Source organism: Peribacillus psychrosaccharolyticus ATCC 23296 (genome assembly GCF_000305495.1).
In the GTDB taxonomy this organism is placed as follows: Bacteria; Bacillota; Bacilli; order Bacillales; family DSM-1321; genus Peribacillus; species Peribacillus psychrosaccharolyticus.
In genome coordinates, this window is sequence record NZ_AJTN02000153.1 from 29828 (window position 1) to 44786 (window position 14959).

Annotated in this window: 14 protein-coding genes and 1 riboswitch; of the genes, 2 read left to right on the forward strand and 12 right to left on the reverse strand. The window is 42.3% G+C overall.

Going from position 1 to position 14959, the window contains the following annotated elements; all coding sequences use genetic code 11:
- The first annotated feature begins 59 nt into the window (after positions 1 to 59).
- A complete protein-coding gene (locus WYK_RS06675) occupies positions 60 to 557 on the forward strand; it encodes a VanZ family protein (RefSeq protein WP_040373762.1) in 498 nt (165 codons plus the stop codon).
- A 55-nt stretch (positions 558 to 612) separates the two neighbouring features.
- Here WYK_RS06675 and WYK_RS06680 read toward each other — a convergent pair whose 3' ends face one another.
- Both WYK_RS06680 and WYK_RS06685 read right to left on the reverse strand, forming a co-directional pair.
- Positions 613 to 1563 carry a DMT family transporter gene (locus WYK_RS06680; protein ID WP_040373763.1) on the reverse strand — a complete coding sequence of 317 codons (951 nt, stop codon included), beginning with the start codon at positions 1561 to 1563 and terminating at the stop codon, positions 613 to 615.
- Positions 1564 to 1695: 132 nt separating this feature from the next.
- On the reverse strand, positions 1696 to 2031 hold the full coding sequence (locus WYK_RS06685; RefSeq protein ID WP_040373764.1) for a MerR family transcriptional regulator: 336 nt from the start codon (positions 2029 to 2031) through the stop codon (positions 1696 to 1698).
- Between the two features lie 74 nt (positions 2032 to 2105).
- Between WYK_RS06685 and WYK_RS06690 the strand changes: the two genes are divergently transcribed.
- Positions 2106 to 2795 carry a type 1 glutamine amidotransferase domain-containing protein gene (locus WYK_RS06690; RefSeq protein WP_040373765.1) on the forward strand — a complete coding sequence of 230 codons (690 nt, stop codon included), beginning with the start codon at positions 2106 to 2108 and terminating at the stop codon, positions 2793 to 2795.
- Between the two features lie 49 nt (positions 2796 to 2844).
- Here WYK_RS06690 and WYK_RS26285 read toward each other — a convergent pair whose 3' ends face one another.
- The 10 genes from WYK_RS26285 to WYK_RS06740 all read right to left on the reverse strand — a co-directional run bounded on the left by WYK_RS26285 (position 2845) and on the right by WYK_RS06740 (position 14955).
- Positions 2845 to 3198, reverse strand: coding sequence for a DUF3899 domain-containing protein (locus tag WYK_RS26285; RefSeq protein ID WP_081704800.1), 354 nt, complete (start codon positions 3196 to 3198; stop codon positions 2845 to 2847).
- Between the two features lie 4 nt (positions 3199 to 3202).
- Entirely contained in the window at positions 3203 to 4825 is a 1623-nt protein-coding gene (locus WYK_RS06700; RefSeq protein ID WP_040373767.1) for a peptide ABC transporter substrate-binding protein, read from the reverse strand.
- A gap of 49 nt (positions 4826 to 4874) precedes the next feature.
- A complete protein-coding gene (locus tag WYK_RS06705; RefSeq protein WP_040373768.1) occupies positions 4875 to 5831 on the reverse strand; it encodes an ABC transporter ATP-binding protein in 957 nt (318 codons plus the stop codon).
- Positions 5824 to 6840, reverse strand: coding sequence for an ABC transporter ATP-binding protein (locus WYK_RS06710; protein WP_040373769.1), 1017 nt, complete (start codon positions 6838 to 6840; stop codon positions 5824 to 5826). Before WYK_RS06710 ends, WYK_RS06705 begins: the two co-directional genes overlap by 8 nt.
- Before the next feature lie 13 nt (positions 6841 to 6853).
- Entirely contained in the window at positions 6854 to 7771 is a 918-nt protein-coding gene (locus tag WYK_RS06715; protein WP_040373811.1) for an ABC transporter permease, read from the reverse strand.
- A 23-nt stretch (positions 7772 to 7794) separates the two neighbouring features.
- Positions 7795 to 8721, reverse strand: coding sequence for an ABC transporter permease (locus tag WYK_RS06720; protein WP_040373770.1), 927 nt, complete (start codon positions 8719 to 8721; stop codon positions 7795 to 7797).
- A 28-nt stretch (positions 8722 to 8749) separates the two neighbouring features.
- Positions 8750 to 9808 (reverse strand): M42 family metallopeptidase, encoded by a 1059-nt coding sequence (locus WYK_RS06725; RefSeq protein WP_040373771.1) that lies wholly within the window; start codon positions 9806 to 9808, stop codon positions 8750 to 8752.
- A gap of 92 nt (positions 9809 to 9900) precedes the next feature.
- A riboswitch (SAM riboswitch) is annotated at positions 9901 to 10003 on the reverse strand.
- A gap of 648 nt (positions 10004 to 10651) precedes the next feature.
- Positions 10652 to 12142 carry an argininosuccinate lyase gene (gene argH, locus WYK_RS06730; RefSeq protein ID WP_040373772.1) on the reverse strand — a complete coding sequence of 497 codons (1491 nt, stop codon included), beginning with the start codon at positions 12140 to 12142 and terminating at the stop codon, positions 10652 to 10654.
- Between the two features lie 12 nt (positions 12143 to 12154).
- A complete protein-coding gene (locus WYK_RS06735) occupies positions 12155 to 13846 on the reverse strand; it encodes an ABC transporter permease (protein ID WP_040373773.1) in 1692 nt (563 codons plus the stop codon).
- Positions 13843 to 14955: an ABC transporter ATP-binding protein gene (locus WYK_RS06740; RefSeq protein ID WP_040373774.1), complete on the reverse strand. Its 1113-nt coding sequence runs from the start codon at positions 14953 to 14955 to the stop codon at positions 13843 to 13845. The genes WYK_RS06735 and WYK_RS06740 overlap by 4 nt, the downstream gene beginning before the upstream one ends.
- Between the last annotated feature and the right edge of the window lie 4 nt (positions 14956 to 14959).

The window sequence follows — 14959 nt, forward strand, 5'->3', positions numbered from 1 at the left end:
CGAATTATAAAATGGAAATGATTATACTAAAAGGTACTCCTACCTCGAAAGGTCCGTTCATGACAAAAAAAACAATTTTCTTCATTGTATTCGTATGCTGGATGCTAGTTATCTTTAATTTTTCTGCGCAACCCTATCAAGAACAGGATCTTACCCCTGTTTTACAAACATATCTAGAACCCTTACATTTAGAAGATAAATTGGATGGTATCTCTTTCAATTATGCAGGAAGTGAAGTCAGCGTTCAGAGCGTAGGCGTTGTCTCATTTGTTCAATTCTTTATTCGCAAGGCAGCCCATTTATCGATTTTCTTCGTCCTCGGCTTTTTAACCTATCGAGTACTAAGTTACTTCCTTAAGAAGAAACAACTCTGGTTTCCTGGTGCTTTAATGTTCGTCATTCTTTATGCTTCTTTAGATGAACTTCACCAAAAAATCACTGGTGATCGCACGCCTCTGATCCAGGATGTAGTGCTAGACACTGTTGGGGGTACCCTTGGCATTATCGTTTGTTGGTTATGGGTAAAAAAAAGAAACCAAACTAAGCAGAGCGTCTGAATACATCAGGCGTTTTTGTTTAAAATTGGTTACGTCCCAATCGAAGACAAAGAAGCTATAGTTGTACCCTTAACTTCCTGTTCATTCTTTGAGAGAAGTAACTGTGCAGCACCATACCAACCATAATAATCAACATCCCCACCCAAGACAACAGTGACGGGAAAAGAGTAGAAACAATCAGTAATTCACCAAAGACGGTAAATAGAACTTCCATTGACTGAGTCGCTTCGACCGCAGCTAGTTTTGTCATGTTCCCACGAACGAGATCAGTTGCTTTGAAAAAAAGGACGGTCGCAATTACGCCGGAACTGATAGCAACGAGCAGTGATTGAAACGTTTGCCCAGCACTGGGAAGCCCCGCTTGCAGTACGCCGAATACCGATAGTACCAGCCAAAATGGCAAACTGGCAATTGTCATTCCAAGTACCCGTTGGAACACATCCAGCTTCCCCCCGCAAAGCTCCATCATTTTCCGATTGCCTAGCGGATAGGCAAAGGACGCGATAAGAACGGGGAAAAATCCCAGCGCCGCTTCTATGCTAGATATATGTCCAGCATGTTCGATCTGCATCAGGACAATTCCTGCTAAGATCAGGACGGAAAAAGTAAGGCCTCGGAATGGAATTTTCCCCCGTACCGTTTTCCCACCTGCTGTCACGAAAAATAAGGGCGCCAAAAGCGAGCCTGAAATGATGGAAATCAGCCAAGTACTAGCCGTCAGCCAGCCAGGTGCATATGCGGCAGCAAAGCAAAGGGGAGCGTAAAATAGACCAAAACCGACGGTGGACCAAAGAATCCAGCTGCCCCACCGTTCCCTCATCATGTCAAAAAGCGGCCTCAGATTTTTTCGTGCCAGTACGATACACAATAAAAAAGGCACCATAAAAAAATAACGCAGCGACGAACTCCAAAGCCAGCTCCCGCCAGACAACTCCATCGAGCGATTTAAAATAAACGTAATCGAAAAAAAGAAGGCGGAACAGATGCCTAAAATAATTGGTTTCACAACAACGCCACCCCTACTATATAAGTATCTAAAATATATCCAATAGCCAGTGGTTTGACAATAACTTATTAGAATTTTCAAACTTATTAATCACTAGATAGACTAGCAAAAGGCTGTCTATCCATTTATTCATCAACTAACTATTTTTTTCTCGATTTCATCAATGTAGGCATTTAAAATACCAATTTGTTCCTCTAACTTTTTCTTGTGCTGAAATAAAATTGCTTTGGTGTTCATCTCATCATGTTCTAAATTTATGGTTGAAATACTTGCTCTTATATCTTCAATCGACATACCTAGATGTCGGAAACATCTGATCAAATTAAGGATTTCAATGTCTTTATCATCAAATGTACGATGTTCTTGTTTGTTTCTTTTTATAGGAGGAATTAACGTTATTTTTTCATAATATCGAATAGTACTTGAAGGAATTTGAGCGAGTTGGCTAGCTTGTTGAATGGAATACATAATTCATCCTCCTTGACTTAAAGTATGGTTTAACCTTTAAGGTTGATACTATCAAATAAAAAGGAGAATGCATAATGAAAAACATTTTAGTAGTGGTCACTAATATTTCTAAGTACCCAAATCAGGACCGTGCAACAGGGTTATGGTTAGGAGAAGCTGTTCATTTTGTAGACGAAGTGGAAAAGGAAGGATATAACGTTGATTATGTAAGCCCTAATGGTGGATTTACACCGATAGATCCACACAGCTTGGAAGCAGATCAAATGACTGAATTAGATTGGCAATATTATTCCAACCCTGACTTTTTAAATAAGCTAAGTGCTACTTTATCAGCAGATGAAGTGAATCCTAAAGATTATGATGCCATTTATTATACAGGCGGGCACGGTGTAATGTGGGATTTCCCTGATGATGAAAAGTTACAAAGTATCGCAAGTAATATACATGAAAATGGCGGAATTGTCTCAGCTGTTTGTCATGGTTCTGTTGGCTTATTAAATATTAAAAATGCGGCAGGTAACTATCTAATTGCGGACAAAAAGGTTGCAGGCTTTGCAAATACTGAAGAAATCGCCCTTGGATTAGATAAAGCAGTTCCATTTTTAACAGAAGATGAACTTGTCAATAGAGGCGCCAATTACGTGAAAGGCGACGACTGGGCAGCATTCGCCGTAGCTGATGATCGCGTGGTCAGTGGACAAAATCCAGCATCAGGTGGTGCAGTTGCCAAAAAAGTCATCCAACTATTAAAATCAGCAAAATAAAAAGAAGAAGCAACCATTATTACATCTGGTTGCTTCTTTTTTTTAATTCTTAAAATGACCAATAAGTGGATAGCACTACTAGCCCTGTTCCAATTCCGCCTGCAAAACTGGCGGTTCCTTTGTATAGCCTTTGTTTCCACTGGGTAAGTCCTATATTGATCTCCTTCATATATTCCGGCTCTCTAAACAATCCCTTTTTAAGCTGTTGAAAGCCTATAAAGAACAGGTGAAAAAAGCCACTGTTCACTACATAGATTACAGCCGAAACCATCAAGAGGAATAAACCAGCTATAAAGAGATGGTTTACATCTATGACTCTATCTTGTGATAGTACTGATGTGAAGGTTAGCAGTTGGCAGAGTAACATCGATGCCGCACATGAAAGGAAATAATTCTTGTACATCCGCTTATTCTGTAACCTTGGCAAATCGCAGATCAGGGCTTGTTAAAGCGTCAAAGCGAATTCCCTCTACCTTTTTGCTGACTAGTGCATTTTGTGATGAGAAATAAATAGGTATGATTGGCATTTCGGTCATTAATAGTTCTTCAGCTTGATGGAGCAATTCATATCTCTTGGCTTCATCCTGCTCTACTAAGGAATCAGACAGTAGTTTATCATATTTCGTATTGCTCCAATTTGTAAAGTTGCTGGAGCTTTTCGTACTGTATAAATTCAATACTGGATACGGATCAAGGAAATCTCCGACCCAGCCCATACGAGCGATTTGGAAGTTCTTTTGTTTAAATGAATCAATGTATGTTTTCCACTCCTGATTTTCAAGCACTGTCTCTACTCCAAGATTTTCTTTGAACATTTCCTGAAGTGCTTCCGCTATCTTCTTATGATTAGCTTCAGAATTGTATTTTAACGTTACTTCAGGAAGAGTACTCCAGCCTTCTTCTTTAAGTCCCTCTTTCAGCAGTTTTTTCGCTTTATCTGCATCAAAGGAATAATAGTCGGAAACCTCATCACGGAAGTCCTTTCCTGAAGGGGCTTCTGCTCCGTATGCTACATACCCGTACGCAGCTTTCTCTCCACCTTTGGAAACATTTTTCGTAATGGCATCTCGATCGATTGCGTAGGCAAATGCCTGTCTAATTTTTTTATTCGTAAATGGTTTCTCGTTGACATTAAATGAATAGGTATAAACACTAAAAGAAGGGGAGCTGATATATTCATCACTACTCTTCTCTTGATCAATGGCTTCAGAGGGAATTGATTTTACTAAATCCAATTCCTTGGACTTGAACATTTGATATTCAGTCGTGGCGTCGGCAATCATTTTAAACTTGATTGAATCCAGACCGATATTCTTTGTATTCCAGTGTTCTTTGTTCTTATCAAGCGTTATTTCGTCGTTGTGCTTCCAAGCAGACACAACATACGCCCCATTTGAGACAATGCCTTCTGCCTCTGCTGCCCACTTTTCATCTGCTTCGACTACTTGTTGGTTGACTGGCAGGAATCCGTGTCCTTGCAGAACAGTTGGGAAAAACTTAATTGGTGTATCTAATTGTACGACGAGGGTTTTCTCATCTTCCGCTTTAATAGCGACATCATCTACCGAACCTTTGCCTGTATTGTACTCTTCGGCTCCTTTAATATAATAGAAGCTAGAAGGATCATAGGCTGCTGTCTTTGGATTTAACACCCTTTTCCACGAATATTCAAAGTCATTCGCCGTTACGGCATCTCCATTTGACCATTTAGCATCATCACGAATCGTAAAGGTATACGTTTTACCATCCTCTGATACATCTACCTTGCTTGCTGTTCCCTTTACGACCTTGCCATTCTTATCATATGAATACAATCCCTCATATAAGTGGTCAATTACCCAATAGGAAGTCGTATCAGATGCAAAGGCCGGGTCCAATGTATACGGTTCACCGCCTAGATTGGCTGTAATGGTTTGATCAACCTCTTTGGCTGACCCTCCCTGAGCTGTCTTTTCATTCTTGCCGCATCCACTTAATGCAGTAAGAACGACCAGGATGACTGTTAGTATGTATAATGATAATTTCTTCATAATTTCCTCCCGTTATCTAACGTTGATTTATGTACATGCTCTTCTCACCTTATCCATATAAGTGGCATGCGGTGTAATGCTCATTTTTTATTTCCTTCCACTGTGGTTTTTGCTTAGCGCAAACCTCCATCGCTGCAGGACAGCGGGTACGGAATGGGCAGCCTGAAGGGGGCTCGATAGGACTTGGCGGATCACCTCCCAAAAGGATTCTTTCTTTGGCTCCTCTTAAACTCGGCTCACTTGCAGGAATGGCGGATAATAACGCCTTCGTATAGGGATGCAGCGGTTCAGCGAATAACTCATCGCTTGCAGCAAGCTCCATCATTTGTCCCAAATACATCACACCGATTCGATCGCTGATATGATTAACCATGGCCAAATCATGGGCAATGAACAAGTAGGTCAACCCAAACTCTTGCTGTAAATCAGCTAATAGATTAACAACCTGTGCTTGAATGGAGACATCCAGAGCAGATATCGGCTCATCGGCTACAATGAAAGAAGGTTCCACAGCAAGTGCACGCGCTATACCAATACGCTGTCTTTGCCCGCCGCTGAATTCATGTGGAAAACGATCAGCATGCTCGGGACTTAGTCCAACCTTCTCCAATAACTCAATAATCCTCTGTTTTCTTGCACTGCCTTTTTTCAAACGATAGGCATCCAGTCCTTCAGCAATAATGTCTCCTACCTTCATTCTAGGATTTAAGGAGGCCTGCGGATCCTGGAAGATCATTTGAATTTCTCGATTGACCATTTTCTTGCTTTTTCGATCCAGTTTGGATAGATCCCTTCCATCGAAAATCACTTTTCCTTCAGTAGCTTCATAGATTCCCACAAGGGTTCTTCCCAAGGTCGTTTTCCCGCTGCCGCTTTCTCCGACAAGTCCTAATGTTTCTCCCTTTCGAATGTCAAAGGAGATTCCATCGACAGATTTTATGGTTTGATGCTTGCCCGCCTTAAAGTGCTTCTTAACATTCTGTACGTCGAGAATGGTCTCACCCATGACGTTCACCTCCGGCCGCAATTTCACTGTACCCTTTTGCCCGCTTATCTTGAAGCCAGCAGCGTGCGCTATGACTTTCGGAAAAGAACTCTTTCTCGGGCAGATACTCTATGCACACTTCCATCGCATACGGACATCTCTGTGCAAACGGACATCCCATAGGTGGATCGAACAAGTCTGGAGGTGTTCCTTCAATAGCCATAAGCCGTTCTTTCTCCTGAGAATGAATATTTGGAACGGATTTCAGCAGTCCCCATGTATAGGGATGCTTAGGAGACTCGAATAAGTCATGGACCGTGCCCGATTCTACGACGATTCCTGCATACATCACGGATACTCTATCAGCCAGTTCAGCTACGACACCAAGGTCATGAGTAATTAACACGATTGATGTCTGCCTTTCTAACTGAATTCGTTTTAATAATTCGAGTATTTGAGCCTGGATGGTTACATCAAGTGCTGTCGTCGGTTCATCCGCTATGAGTAAACTTGGGTTAGCTGCTAAGGCGATTGCAATGACAACGCGCTGCCTCATCCCACCGCTAAATTGATGCGAATAATCGGAATAACGTGTAGTGGGATCCGCTATTCCAACTTCCTGAAGCAGTTTGATCGTTTTTTTCTTTGCCTCGTCCCTTGAAAGTTTTAATTTTTTTATAAAGATTTCATCAATTTGATGTCCTATTTTCATCGTAGGATTAAGCGATGTCATTGGATCTTGAAAAATCATGCCAATTTCTGTTCCTCTTATTTCTCTAAGTTTTTTAGACGATAGAGTCGTCATTTCGTGATCTCGAAATTTGATGCTGCCTCCTTTTATTCGTCCGTGGGGTTTTGGAATCATCCCCATGATCGATTGGGCAGTCACACTTTTTCCGCAGCCGCTTTCTCCTACAATCGCTAGCGTCTCACCATCTTCTACATGAAGATCTACACCTCTCACCGCATGGATTTCTCCTCCACGTGTTTTGAATGACACATGTAGATTATCAATTTCTAATACTCTCATACATAATCTCTCCTTACTTCTCAGAACGCGGATCAAGCGCATCCTGTAACCCATCTCCAAACGCATTAAAGGCAAACATCGTTAACGAAATCATCAATGCTGGAAAAAACAATCTCCACCACTGACCGCTTAAAACTACACCTAGAGAGTCGTTAGCCATCGTTCCCCAGCTTGCTGTCGGCGCTTGAACACCCAATCCTAAAAAACTCAAAAATGATTCTGAAAAAATGGCTTGTGGAATGGTAAAAGTTAGATTGACAATAATAATGCCCATCATATTTGGCAGCAAATGCTTTGAAATAATCTTGAAATGGGAGGTCCCCAGCTTTTCAGCGGCCATCACGTATTCCTGCTGCTTTAACTGCAAAATTTGCCCCCTCACAATTCTCGCCATGCCCACCCATCCTGTTATCGAGAGTGCCAGAATCATCGTAGTCAATCCCGGTTTCATAACAACCATCAGTAGAATCACGACAAGAAGGTAAGGGATTCCATACAAAATCTCTACAATTCTCATTAAAAAGCCGTCTATTCTATCTCCTGCTCGGCTTCTTCCAGCCATATAACCTGAGATTCCTCCTACCAAAACCCCCATAATTAAATCAATAATGGCTGCGATAATCCCAATCAATAGCGAAATTCTAGCCCCTGTCCAGACCCGTACCCAAATATCTCTCCCTAAGTCATCGGTACCAAACCAATGCTTGGCAGAAGGTTTTAAGTTGCCTTCCGTCAATGATTGATGGCTTGGAGTGAAAGGCAGGAGGTGAGGTCCAATTATCGACAGCGTTAGAATGATTAGTAATAAAAAGAAACCCGTTAACGCCAACTTGTTCTTCGCAAGCTTTAGTGCCACTTCATGCCAATACCCCATAACAGGACGGCTCTTTGTTCTGATTCGTAACCTGCTGCGATCGACAGGCTTAAACATACTGTCATTTACTTCTGGCACGCTTATTCACTTCCGCTCGTCATTTTTATTCTCGGATCGACAAATCTGTAGCACAAATCAATCAGAAATAGCGTTAAGACTAAAATAGTGCTGTAAAAAATGGTTGTACCCAGAATGACTGGATAATCTCGATTAAAAATACTGTCTACAAAATATTTTCCAATACCGGGAATTGCGAATATTTTCTCTACTACGAATGTTCCGGTAATTATTGATGCAAACAGCGGTCCAATAAAGGAAATGACTGGGATGATTGCATTCCGAATTCCATGCTTACAGACAATATATACCGTGGAAAGTCCCTTCGCCTCAGCCGTTTTCATATAGTTTTGGCTTAAGACCTCCAACATGCTTGTTCTGACAAATCGGGCGATAATCGCAAGCGGACCGACTGCCAAGGCAATAGTAGGAAGAATTGTATGCTGCCACGTTCCCCACGAGGCAACCGGAAGGATTCCTGCCTCGACAGCACCGTATTTAATCAACAAAGGTGCCAATATAAAGCTCGGTACAGAAATCCCCACTATTGCCACAATCATTGAAAGGTAATCTAGCCCTCGATTATGATTGAGGGCAGCGATAATGCCCAAAGCCAAACCTAGTATAATGGCAACAACCATTGCTTGCAGACCCAATATAGCTGATGGCAGAAACCCTTCTGCTATCAATGTATTTACATCTCTTGTCTTAGACTGAATCGAAGGACCAAAGTCAAAATGAAGCAAATCCTTCATATAGAGAACGTATTGAACAGGCAGCGGTTCGTCCAAATTATATTTCGCTCTCATATTTTTAACAATTTCCTCCGGTAATGATTTTGCATCTGACGCAAATGGATCGCCCGGTATACTGTTCATAATGACAAAGGTCAGCGTCATAATAATCCAGAGGGTCACAACCATCGTTATTAAGCGTTTTATTACATACATAGGATTCACCTGTCTTATTTACATATTTTTAAAAGGAAGTGAAGCTTAGCAGCTCATCTTCATTAGTAATAAACAAAGTAAGCAAGTCTTTGGCAGCTTCTAAATCTGTGATATCAATAATTTCGATTGGAGAGTGTGCGTTACGGGATGGAATAGAAAGCACGCCTGTCGGTATCCCTTTGTTGGAGAGGTGAACAGCTCCACCATCTGTCCCTATTCCAGGAAATACTTCCAGCTGATACGGAATTCCTCCCTCTACTGCTAGTGTCTTCAGCTTCTCTCTAATGGCTGGATGGGCGATTAAGCTCGCATCCATGACCTTAATGCCAACTCCTCCACCGATATGAAGCTCATCATCCAGGACAGATTCTGGCGTATCACTGGCTGCTGTCGTATCAATGGCAATCGCTGCATCTGCGGCAATCCCTTCTGCTGCTACTTTCGCCCCTCTTAGGCCTACCTCTTCCTGAACCGTAAAGATAAAAACGAGCTCTCCAGAGAAATCCGGAAGATCCTTCAGCACCTGTAACAACACCGCACAGCCTGCCCGGTCATCAAAGCCCTTGCCAACTAGCCTCCCTGTATCGCTGTTGCCCAAAACGGTAACGTCTGAAAGCCAGGTAACGGAATCCCCAATAGCAGCACCCATATCGATCGCTTGTTTCTTGGACCGGGCTCCAATATCGATATAGGATTCTCTGACAGACTTAAGCTTGCTTTCACTTTCAAACTTCCGATAATGGGCAGAAATCCCGCCAAACACACCAATTAAATACCCAGTACCAGTTCGAACCCGCACCTTTTGACCGGCCAGTATTCGAATATCATGTCCTCCTAAAGACTCGACCTTAATCAAGCCATCAGGTGTAATGCTTCGAATAATAAAGCCTACCTCATCCATATGCGCTGTAAGAATCAGCCTTGGCCCCGGTCTACTTCCTTTTTTTATCGCAGTAATATTACCAAGATGATCCACAGACCACTCGTCTGATAATGATTCCAGTTCTGACGTTATGTAACGGATAACTGGCTGTTCAAAGCCTGAAGGTCCGTGCAGCACAGAAAGCTCTCTAACTATTTTCTCCATTTTTTACTCCCCCTTTTTTCATCCCCAAACAACAAAAAGTCCCCTTCTTTTTTAAGAAGAGGACAGAATAAATAATAACTAGCTTTCTGTTCTTCTTATCTATCAGGCGAACCTGATGGAATTGGCACAGTATTCACAAGGAACCTGTTGCCGAGGTTTCAAAGGGCCATATCCCTCCACCTCTCTGGATAAGAAATCAATTATGTATTTAATAATGAAATTAGCATAAGCGAGAAATTGAAGCACGTCAATCTTTTTTTCATTTTTATCATTTTTCTGATATATCAAACTTTAAAAATTACTATCTGAATCTTTAAATCTACAAACCTGTTCGAAAGTCACAAGAAAAACCACCCTTGATCCTTCTTTGCCCTTCCCAGCAACAACTTTGTGCGAAATCGCAGGGTTTATGTGTACTTGGCGCTCATTTCTGTGCGGAATGGCTAATTCGTGTGCGCTTCAGTCATTTTTGGTGCGGAACAAGCCCTATCTATGTGCGGAAGCATCTCCAGGCTCTTGAAAACGTTTCAAGGTCCCTGGGGTTGTTGAAAATGCGTCATTTACTAAATCTAATTTAGATTTCCAAACATTAGTAAAGAAAGATACCCATTTTCACAAAACAAAACGTCCTTTGAACCTGTGCTGCGGGCTTCTTTGCCGCTTCCCAGCGACGACTTGGTGCGAAATCGCAGGGTTTATGTGCGGAATGGCTAATTCATGTTCGCTTCAGCCACTTTTATGTGCGGAACGGGCTAAATTGTGTGGAAGTAACTTTTAGATAGAGCGGAGTCATAAGATTCAAATCAAAAGAGGCTGTGACATCTTGTCACAGCCTCTTTCCAATTAAAAGCTAAATTCTATTAGCGTTTTATGTTTTTGATTTAGGGTCATTACGGTTTGTTCATAGTCTTTGATTTTATTAGCTAATGAATGCTTGCGTTCGTCAATCATTCGTTGTACTTCAGTTGGGTTGGGTCCTCCTTGGACGCTGCGGATTTCGACGAAGTATTCGGGTGAGATGATTTTTTTCCACTCAGCTTCTGTCAGTCTGACCACAACAAATGCCTTAATAATTTGATTGATTTCATCCACGCTCCAGTCATAGAGCTCCTTTTTTTCTGCGATGGTTACCTTCGAGATATGGCTGGCAATCGAATGAGCTTTTCTAAAGGAAACCCCGTACTCCCTTGAAAGGGTGTCCGCAAGTTCGGTGATAGTAATACTCGATTTAGCGGCCATTTTCTTTGTATGCTCTTCATTCACTTTCAGTGTCGTGATGACCGCATACATCAGTTTAAACACCCGGTTCGCATTGGTAAACGAACGATACAAATGCGGCTGCAAATCATCCTCTGTATCCACAATATCGCCAAACGGCGTATTATGAATCATGTTTATCGCAGCAAGTGCATCGCCGTATGCGGAGCTTGCGATGGAACGAGAATGTTCAATTGATACAGGATTACGTTTTTGCGGCATAATGCTGCTCACCTGCACATAAGGATCTGCCACATAAAAAGTCCCGAATTCTCGTGTAACATACTGAAGAAAATCTTGAATCCAGCGGCCAGTATCGACCATACACGTCATCAAGGCAGTCGCCGTTTCAAGCAGATAATCGGCACCGCCAATTGCATCGTAGGAATTCTCAACGATTCTATCAAACCCAAGTAAATCGCGTGTTCGTTCTCGGTTGATTGGAAAGCCGGTTGTCGTTAGTGCCGCAGCACCAAGCGGAGACTGATTGACATTTTCATAGGCGGACCAGAGACGGTGAATATCACGTTGTAACACATCATAGATTGCGAGAAAGTAATGACCAAGTGTTGTCGGCTGTGCCGGCTGCGTATGTGTGTAGCCCGTAATATACGTGGTGGTGTGCTTTTCTGCCTGAGTCAATATAGCTTCGCTTAACGAATGTGCACTTCCAAGCAGCTGTATGAAATGACTACGCAGCACAAGGCGGTACATGGCCACCCCCATATCATTCCGACTTCGGGCAATATGAATCTTGCCCGCTAACTCTGCACCAATTTCCTCACCAATCTTTGCTTCCATCATAAAAAACAAATCCTCAAACTGAGGCTCATAAAGCAGCAGCCCAACATCTGTCTGTGCCACCTTATTTATCCCTTGTAACATCACTTTCGCTTCAACTTCAGGAATGATCCCTTGTTCAGTCAGCATGATGACATGTGCACGGTGAATATCGAACATGACATGAAATAAAAAATCGCGTTGATCATTAAAGACGGGCATAAGCAGTTCTTCGACATACGTTTTTCCAGGAAACGTCTGCCCTTCATTCTTCAGAAAATCATCAAGTTTATTCAATCTTTCCACTCCCTATGTCAAAGATCGTTCGGCTTTCACTCCGAAGAACTTGTTTGAAATAAGTAGGACAAGTGCGATTAAGGTAATTTGGATCATTCCATATGCAGCTGCCTGACCCATATTAAACATCCGAAGTTGATTCATAATTTCAATTGAAATCGGCCGATTTGAGATGGTATACAGTAAGACAGAGGTTGGAAACTCGCCCACTGATTCAACAAAGGCAAGCAAGGTACCCGATAATACACCAGGCATAATAATCGGCAGAATTACTTTTCTAAACGTATAAAACCATTTTGCACCAAGACTTCTCGATGCTTCCTCAATCGAGTCATCCAACTGCTCAAGCACCGCATTCGTCGACCGAACAACGAGCGGAATATGACGGATAAAATAAGCAAGAGGCAGAATCCAAAATGTCCCGACTAAAATCTGCCCAAAACTGAAAATACTTTTTTCATTAAAAGCAAAAACCAAGTTCATCCCAATAACGGTCGCAGGCAATGCCCAAGGGATCATTACCAAGATATCAATAAAGCTTTTCCCAACAAATTTGCGCTTCACCAGTACGTATGAAGCAATCACACCAAAAACCAAATTTCCTGCAGTCGCAATTACTGCAAGCACCAAGCTGTTCTTTAACGGCTTGAAGATGTTCGGATCCTCAAATAACAGACGGAAGTTTTCAAAATTAAACGTGGACGGGTACGTTTGGAATGTCCATGTTCCATCTGGGACCAATGAAAGCAGTAAAATCGTAAAATGCGGCAGCAGTAAAATAATGACGCCAATTACACCAACTGCAGCCATGACCCATTTCATCACCGGATTTTTCACTTCGCTGCGATGCGCTCCGATTCCTTTAGACGCCATTCGGTAATCCTTACGATTCTGATACCAGCGCATTAAGAGTAAGAAACCAATGGAAACAACAGAGAGAATCACAGATTGTGTAGCGGCAATCTCCATATCACCGTTAATTTTCGAGAAATAAATTTGTAAACTCAACACCCGGTACCCGCCTGCTAGAAGAAACGGTGCACTAAAGGATGCCATAGAAATCATGAATACAAGTAGTGACGCACCAACAATCGCCGGTGTCATTAATGGAAAGGTTACTTTCCAAAACACCTTAAACTTACTCGCACCTAGATTAGATGCAGCCTCTTCTAGAGAAGGATCAATTTTACCTATGGCTGCTGAGACCATCATATAAAAGTACACATACATCGTATAAGCATGAACAATTAAAATCCCCGACACGCCGCCAATCTGGAACGGTACTTCTTTAAGGCCGAATAAATCTTTAACCAAATTGGGAATAAGACCTGATTCACCATATAAAAACATAAAGGCCATTACACCAACAAGTGACGGCAGTACAATCGGCATAATCGCTGCTGTCGCAAACAGCCCCCTGCCCGGAAATTGATACCTATTAAAAATGAGTGCGAGCGGAATACCAATTAACCCGCTAGCTACCACACTTAGGACGGAAATATAAACCGAGTTCCATAACGCTTCTAAATTGGTTTTTGATTCTTGGCTGAAGAAATCCTGATAATTCGAAAGCGTCAGTCCCCCGTCACTTTGCAAACTTTCAAAAAAGGTCCGTAATGACGGATAAAGCACATACGCCACGAGCACCAGGACGACCGGAATCAACAGGAAGAACGTTAATCGATGCTCACGATTTTTCATCATAGGCTGTCACCACTGACAACCGGAAGCACCCGAATATGTGCAGCGGGAAGCTCGACCCATACATCTTCTCCCACCTTAAATCCGCCAGCACCATTATTCAGCATATTTGCCTGCAGCAATACTTGATTAATACGTGCACTCACGTTAATTGTAGAGCCAAAGAACTCCACTCTTTCAACACTTCCTTTAAAAACGTTCTCACCGCCGGTATCATTTCGGTGAACAGTAATGGCTTCCGGGCGAATGGAGGTCACAAGTCCACTGTCGCCAATTGTTAAATCACCCTTCACATTCAGCGGATTATTATGTACAACAAGTCTCATTTCATTGGAGGAATCGACTAACCCAACACTCAATTTTTCCTGATTCATGTCTTCCACCCGTGCAGGCAATAAATTACTTTCCCCAATAAAACCCGCGACGAAATCATTTACAGGTGCATTATAGATATCAGAAGGTGTTCCCACTTGATGACAAACACCATAATTAAAAACAGCAATTCGGTCGCTCATCGATAAGGCCTCTGCCTGATCATGTGTAACATAAATGGTCGTGATTTTATACTCGCGCTGCAGTCTAAGAATCTCACTTCTCATTTCATCACGAAGCTTTGCATCAAGATTACTTAACGGTTCATCCAGCAAAAGAATTTCCGGTTCAATCACAAGTGCACGTGCTAACGCGACACGCTGCTGCTGCCCTCCGCTCAACTGACTCACTTGACGGTCTGAATATTGGTCGAGTCTTACCTTCTGAAGAACATCCTGTACCCGCTTCTTTAATTCAGCTCCAGGTACTTTCCTAACCCTGAGCCCAAATGCAGCATTTTCAAATACCGTCATATGAGGAAAAAGGGCATAGTTTTGAAAAACCATGCCTGTATTTCGTTTCTCCGGGGGCACACGCGTCATATCCTTATCACCAAAGCGGACAACACCTTTCGTTGGATAGTAAAACCCGGCAATCATTCGGAGTGTTGTCGTTTTCCCGCAGCCGCTTGGGCCAAGAAAAGTAAAAAACTCTCCGTCTTTAATTTCCAGATTTAATTGATCCACTGCAATGGTCTTGCCGAACGCCTTTTGGACATTTTCTATTTTTATCGACGCCATACCA

Excerpts from the sequence above, each read along its gene's own strand:
- WYK_RS06675 (WP_040373762.1), top strand. The coding sequence starts at position 60 with ATGACAAAAAAAACAATTTTCTTCATTGTATTCGTATGCTGGATGCTA.
- WYK_RS06685 (WP_040373764.1), bottom strand. The coding sequence starts at position 2,031 with ATGTATTCCATTCAACAAGCTAGCCAACTCGCTCAAATTCCTTCAAGT.
- WYK_RS06690 (WP_040373765.1), top strand. The coding sequence starts at position 2,106 with ATGAAAAACATTTTAGTAGTGGTCACTAATATTTCTAAGTACCCAAAT.
- WYK_RS26285 (WP_081704800.1), bottom strand. The coding sequence starts at position 3,198 with ATGTACAAGAATTATTTCCTTTCATGTGCGGCATCGATGTTACTCTGC.
- WYK_RS06700 (WP_040373767.1), bottom strand. The coding sequence starts at position 4,825 with ATGAAGAAATTATCATTATACATACTAACAGTCATCCTGGTCGTTCTT.
- WYK_RS06705 (WP_040373768.1), bottom strand. The coding sequence starts at position 5,831 with ATGGGTGAGACCATTCTCGACGTACAGAATGTTAAGAAGCACTTTAAG.
- WYK_RS06710 (WP_040373769.1), bottom strand. The coding sequence starts at position 6,840 with ATGAGAGTATTAGAAATTGATAATCTACATGTGTCATTCAAAACACGT.
- WYK_RS06715 (WP_040373811.1), bottom strand. The coding sequence starts at position 7,771 with ATGTTTAAGCCTGTCGATCGCAGCAGGTTACGAATCAGAACAAAGAGC.
- WYK_RS06720 (WP_040373770.1), bottom strand. The coding sequence starts at position 8,721 with ATGTATGTAATAAAACGCTTAATAACGATGGTTGTGACCCTCTGGATT.
- WYK_RS06725 (WP_040373771.1), bottom strand. The coding sequence starts at position 9,808 with ATGGAGAAAATAGTTAGAGAGCTTTCTGTGCTGCACGGACCTTCAGGC.
- WYK_RS06735 (WP_040373773.1), bottom strand. The coding sequence starts at position 13,846 with ATGATGAAAAATCGTGAGCATCGATTAACGTTCTTCCTGTTGATTCCG.
- WYK_RS06740 (WP_040373774.1), bottom strand. The coding sequence starts at position 14,955 with ATGGCGTCGATAAAAATAGAAAATGTCCAAAAGGCGTTCGGCAAGACC.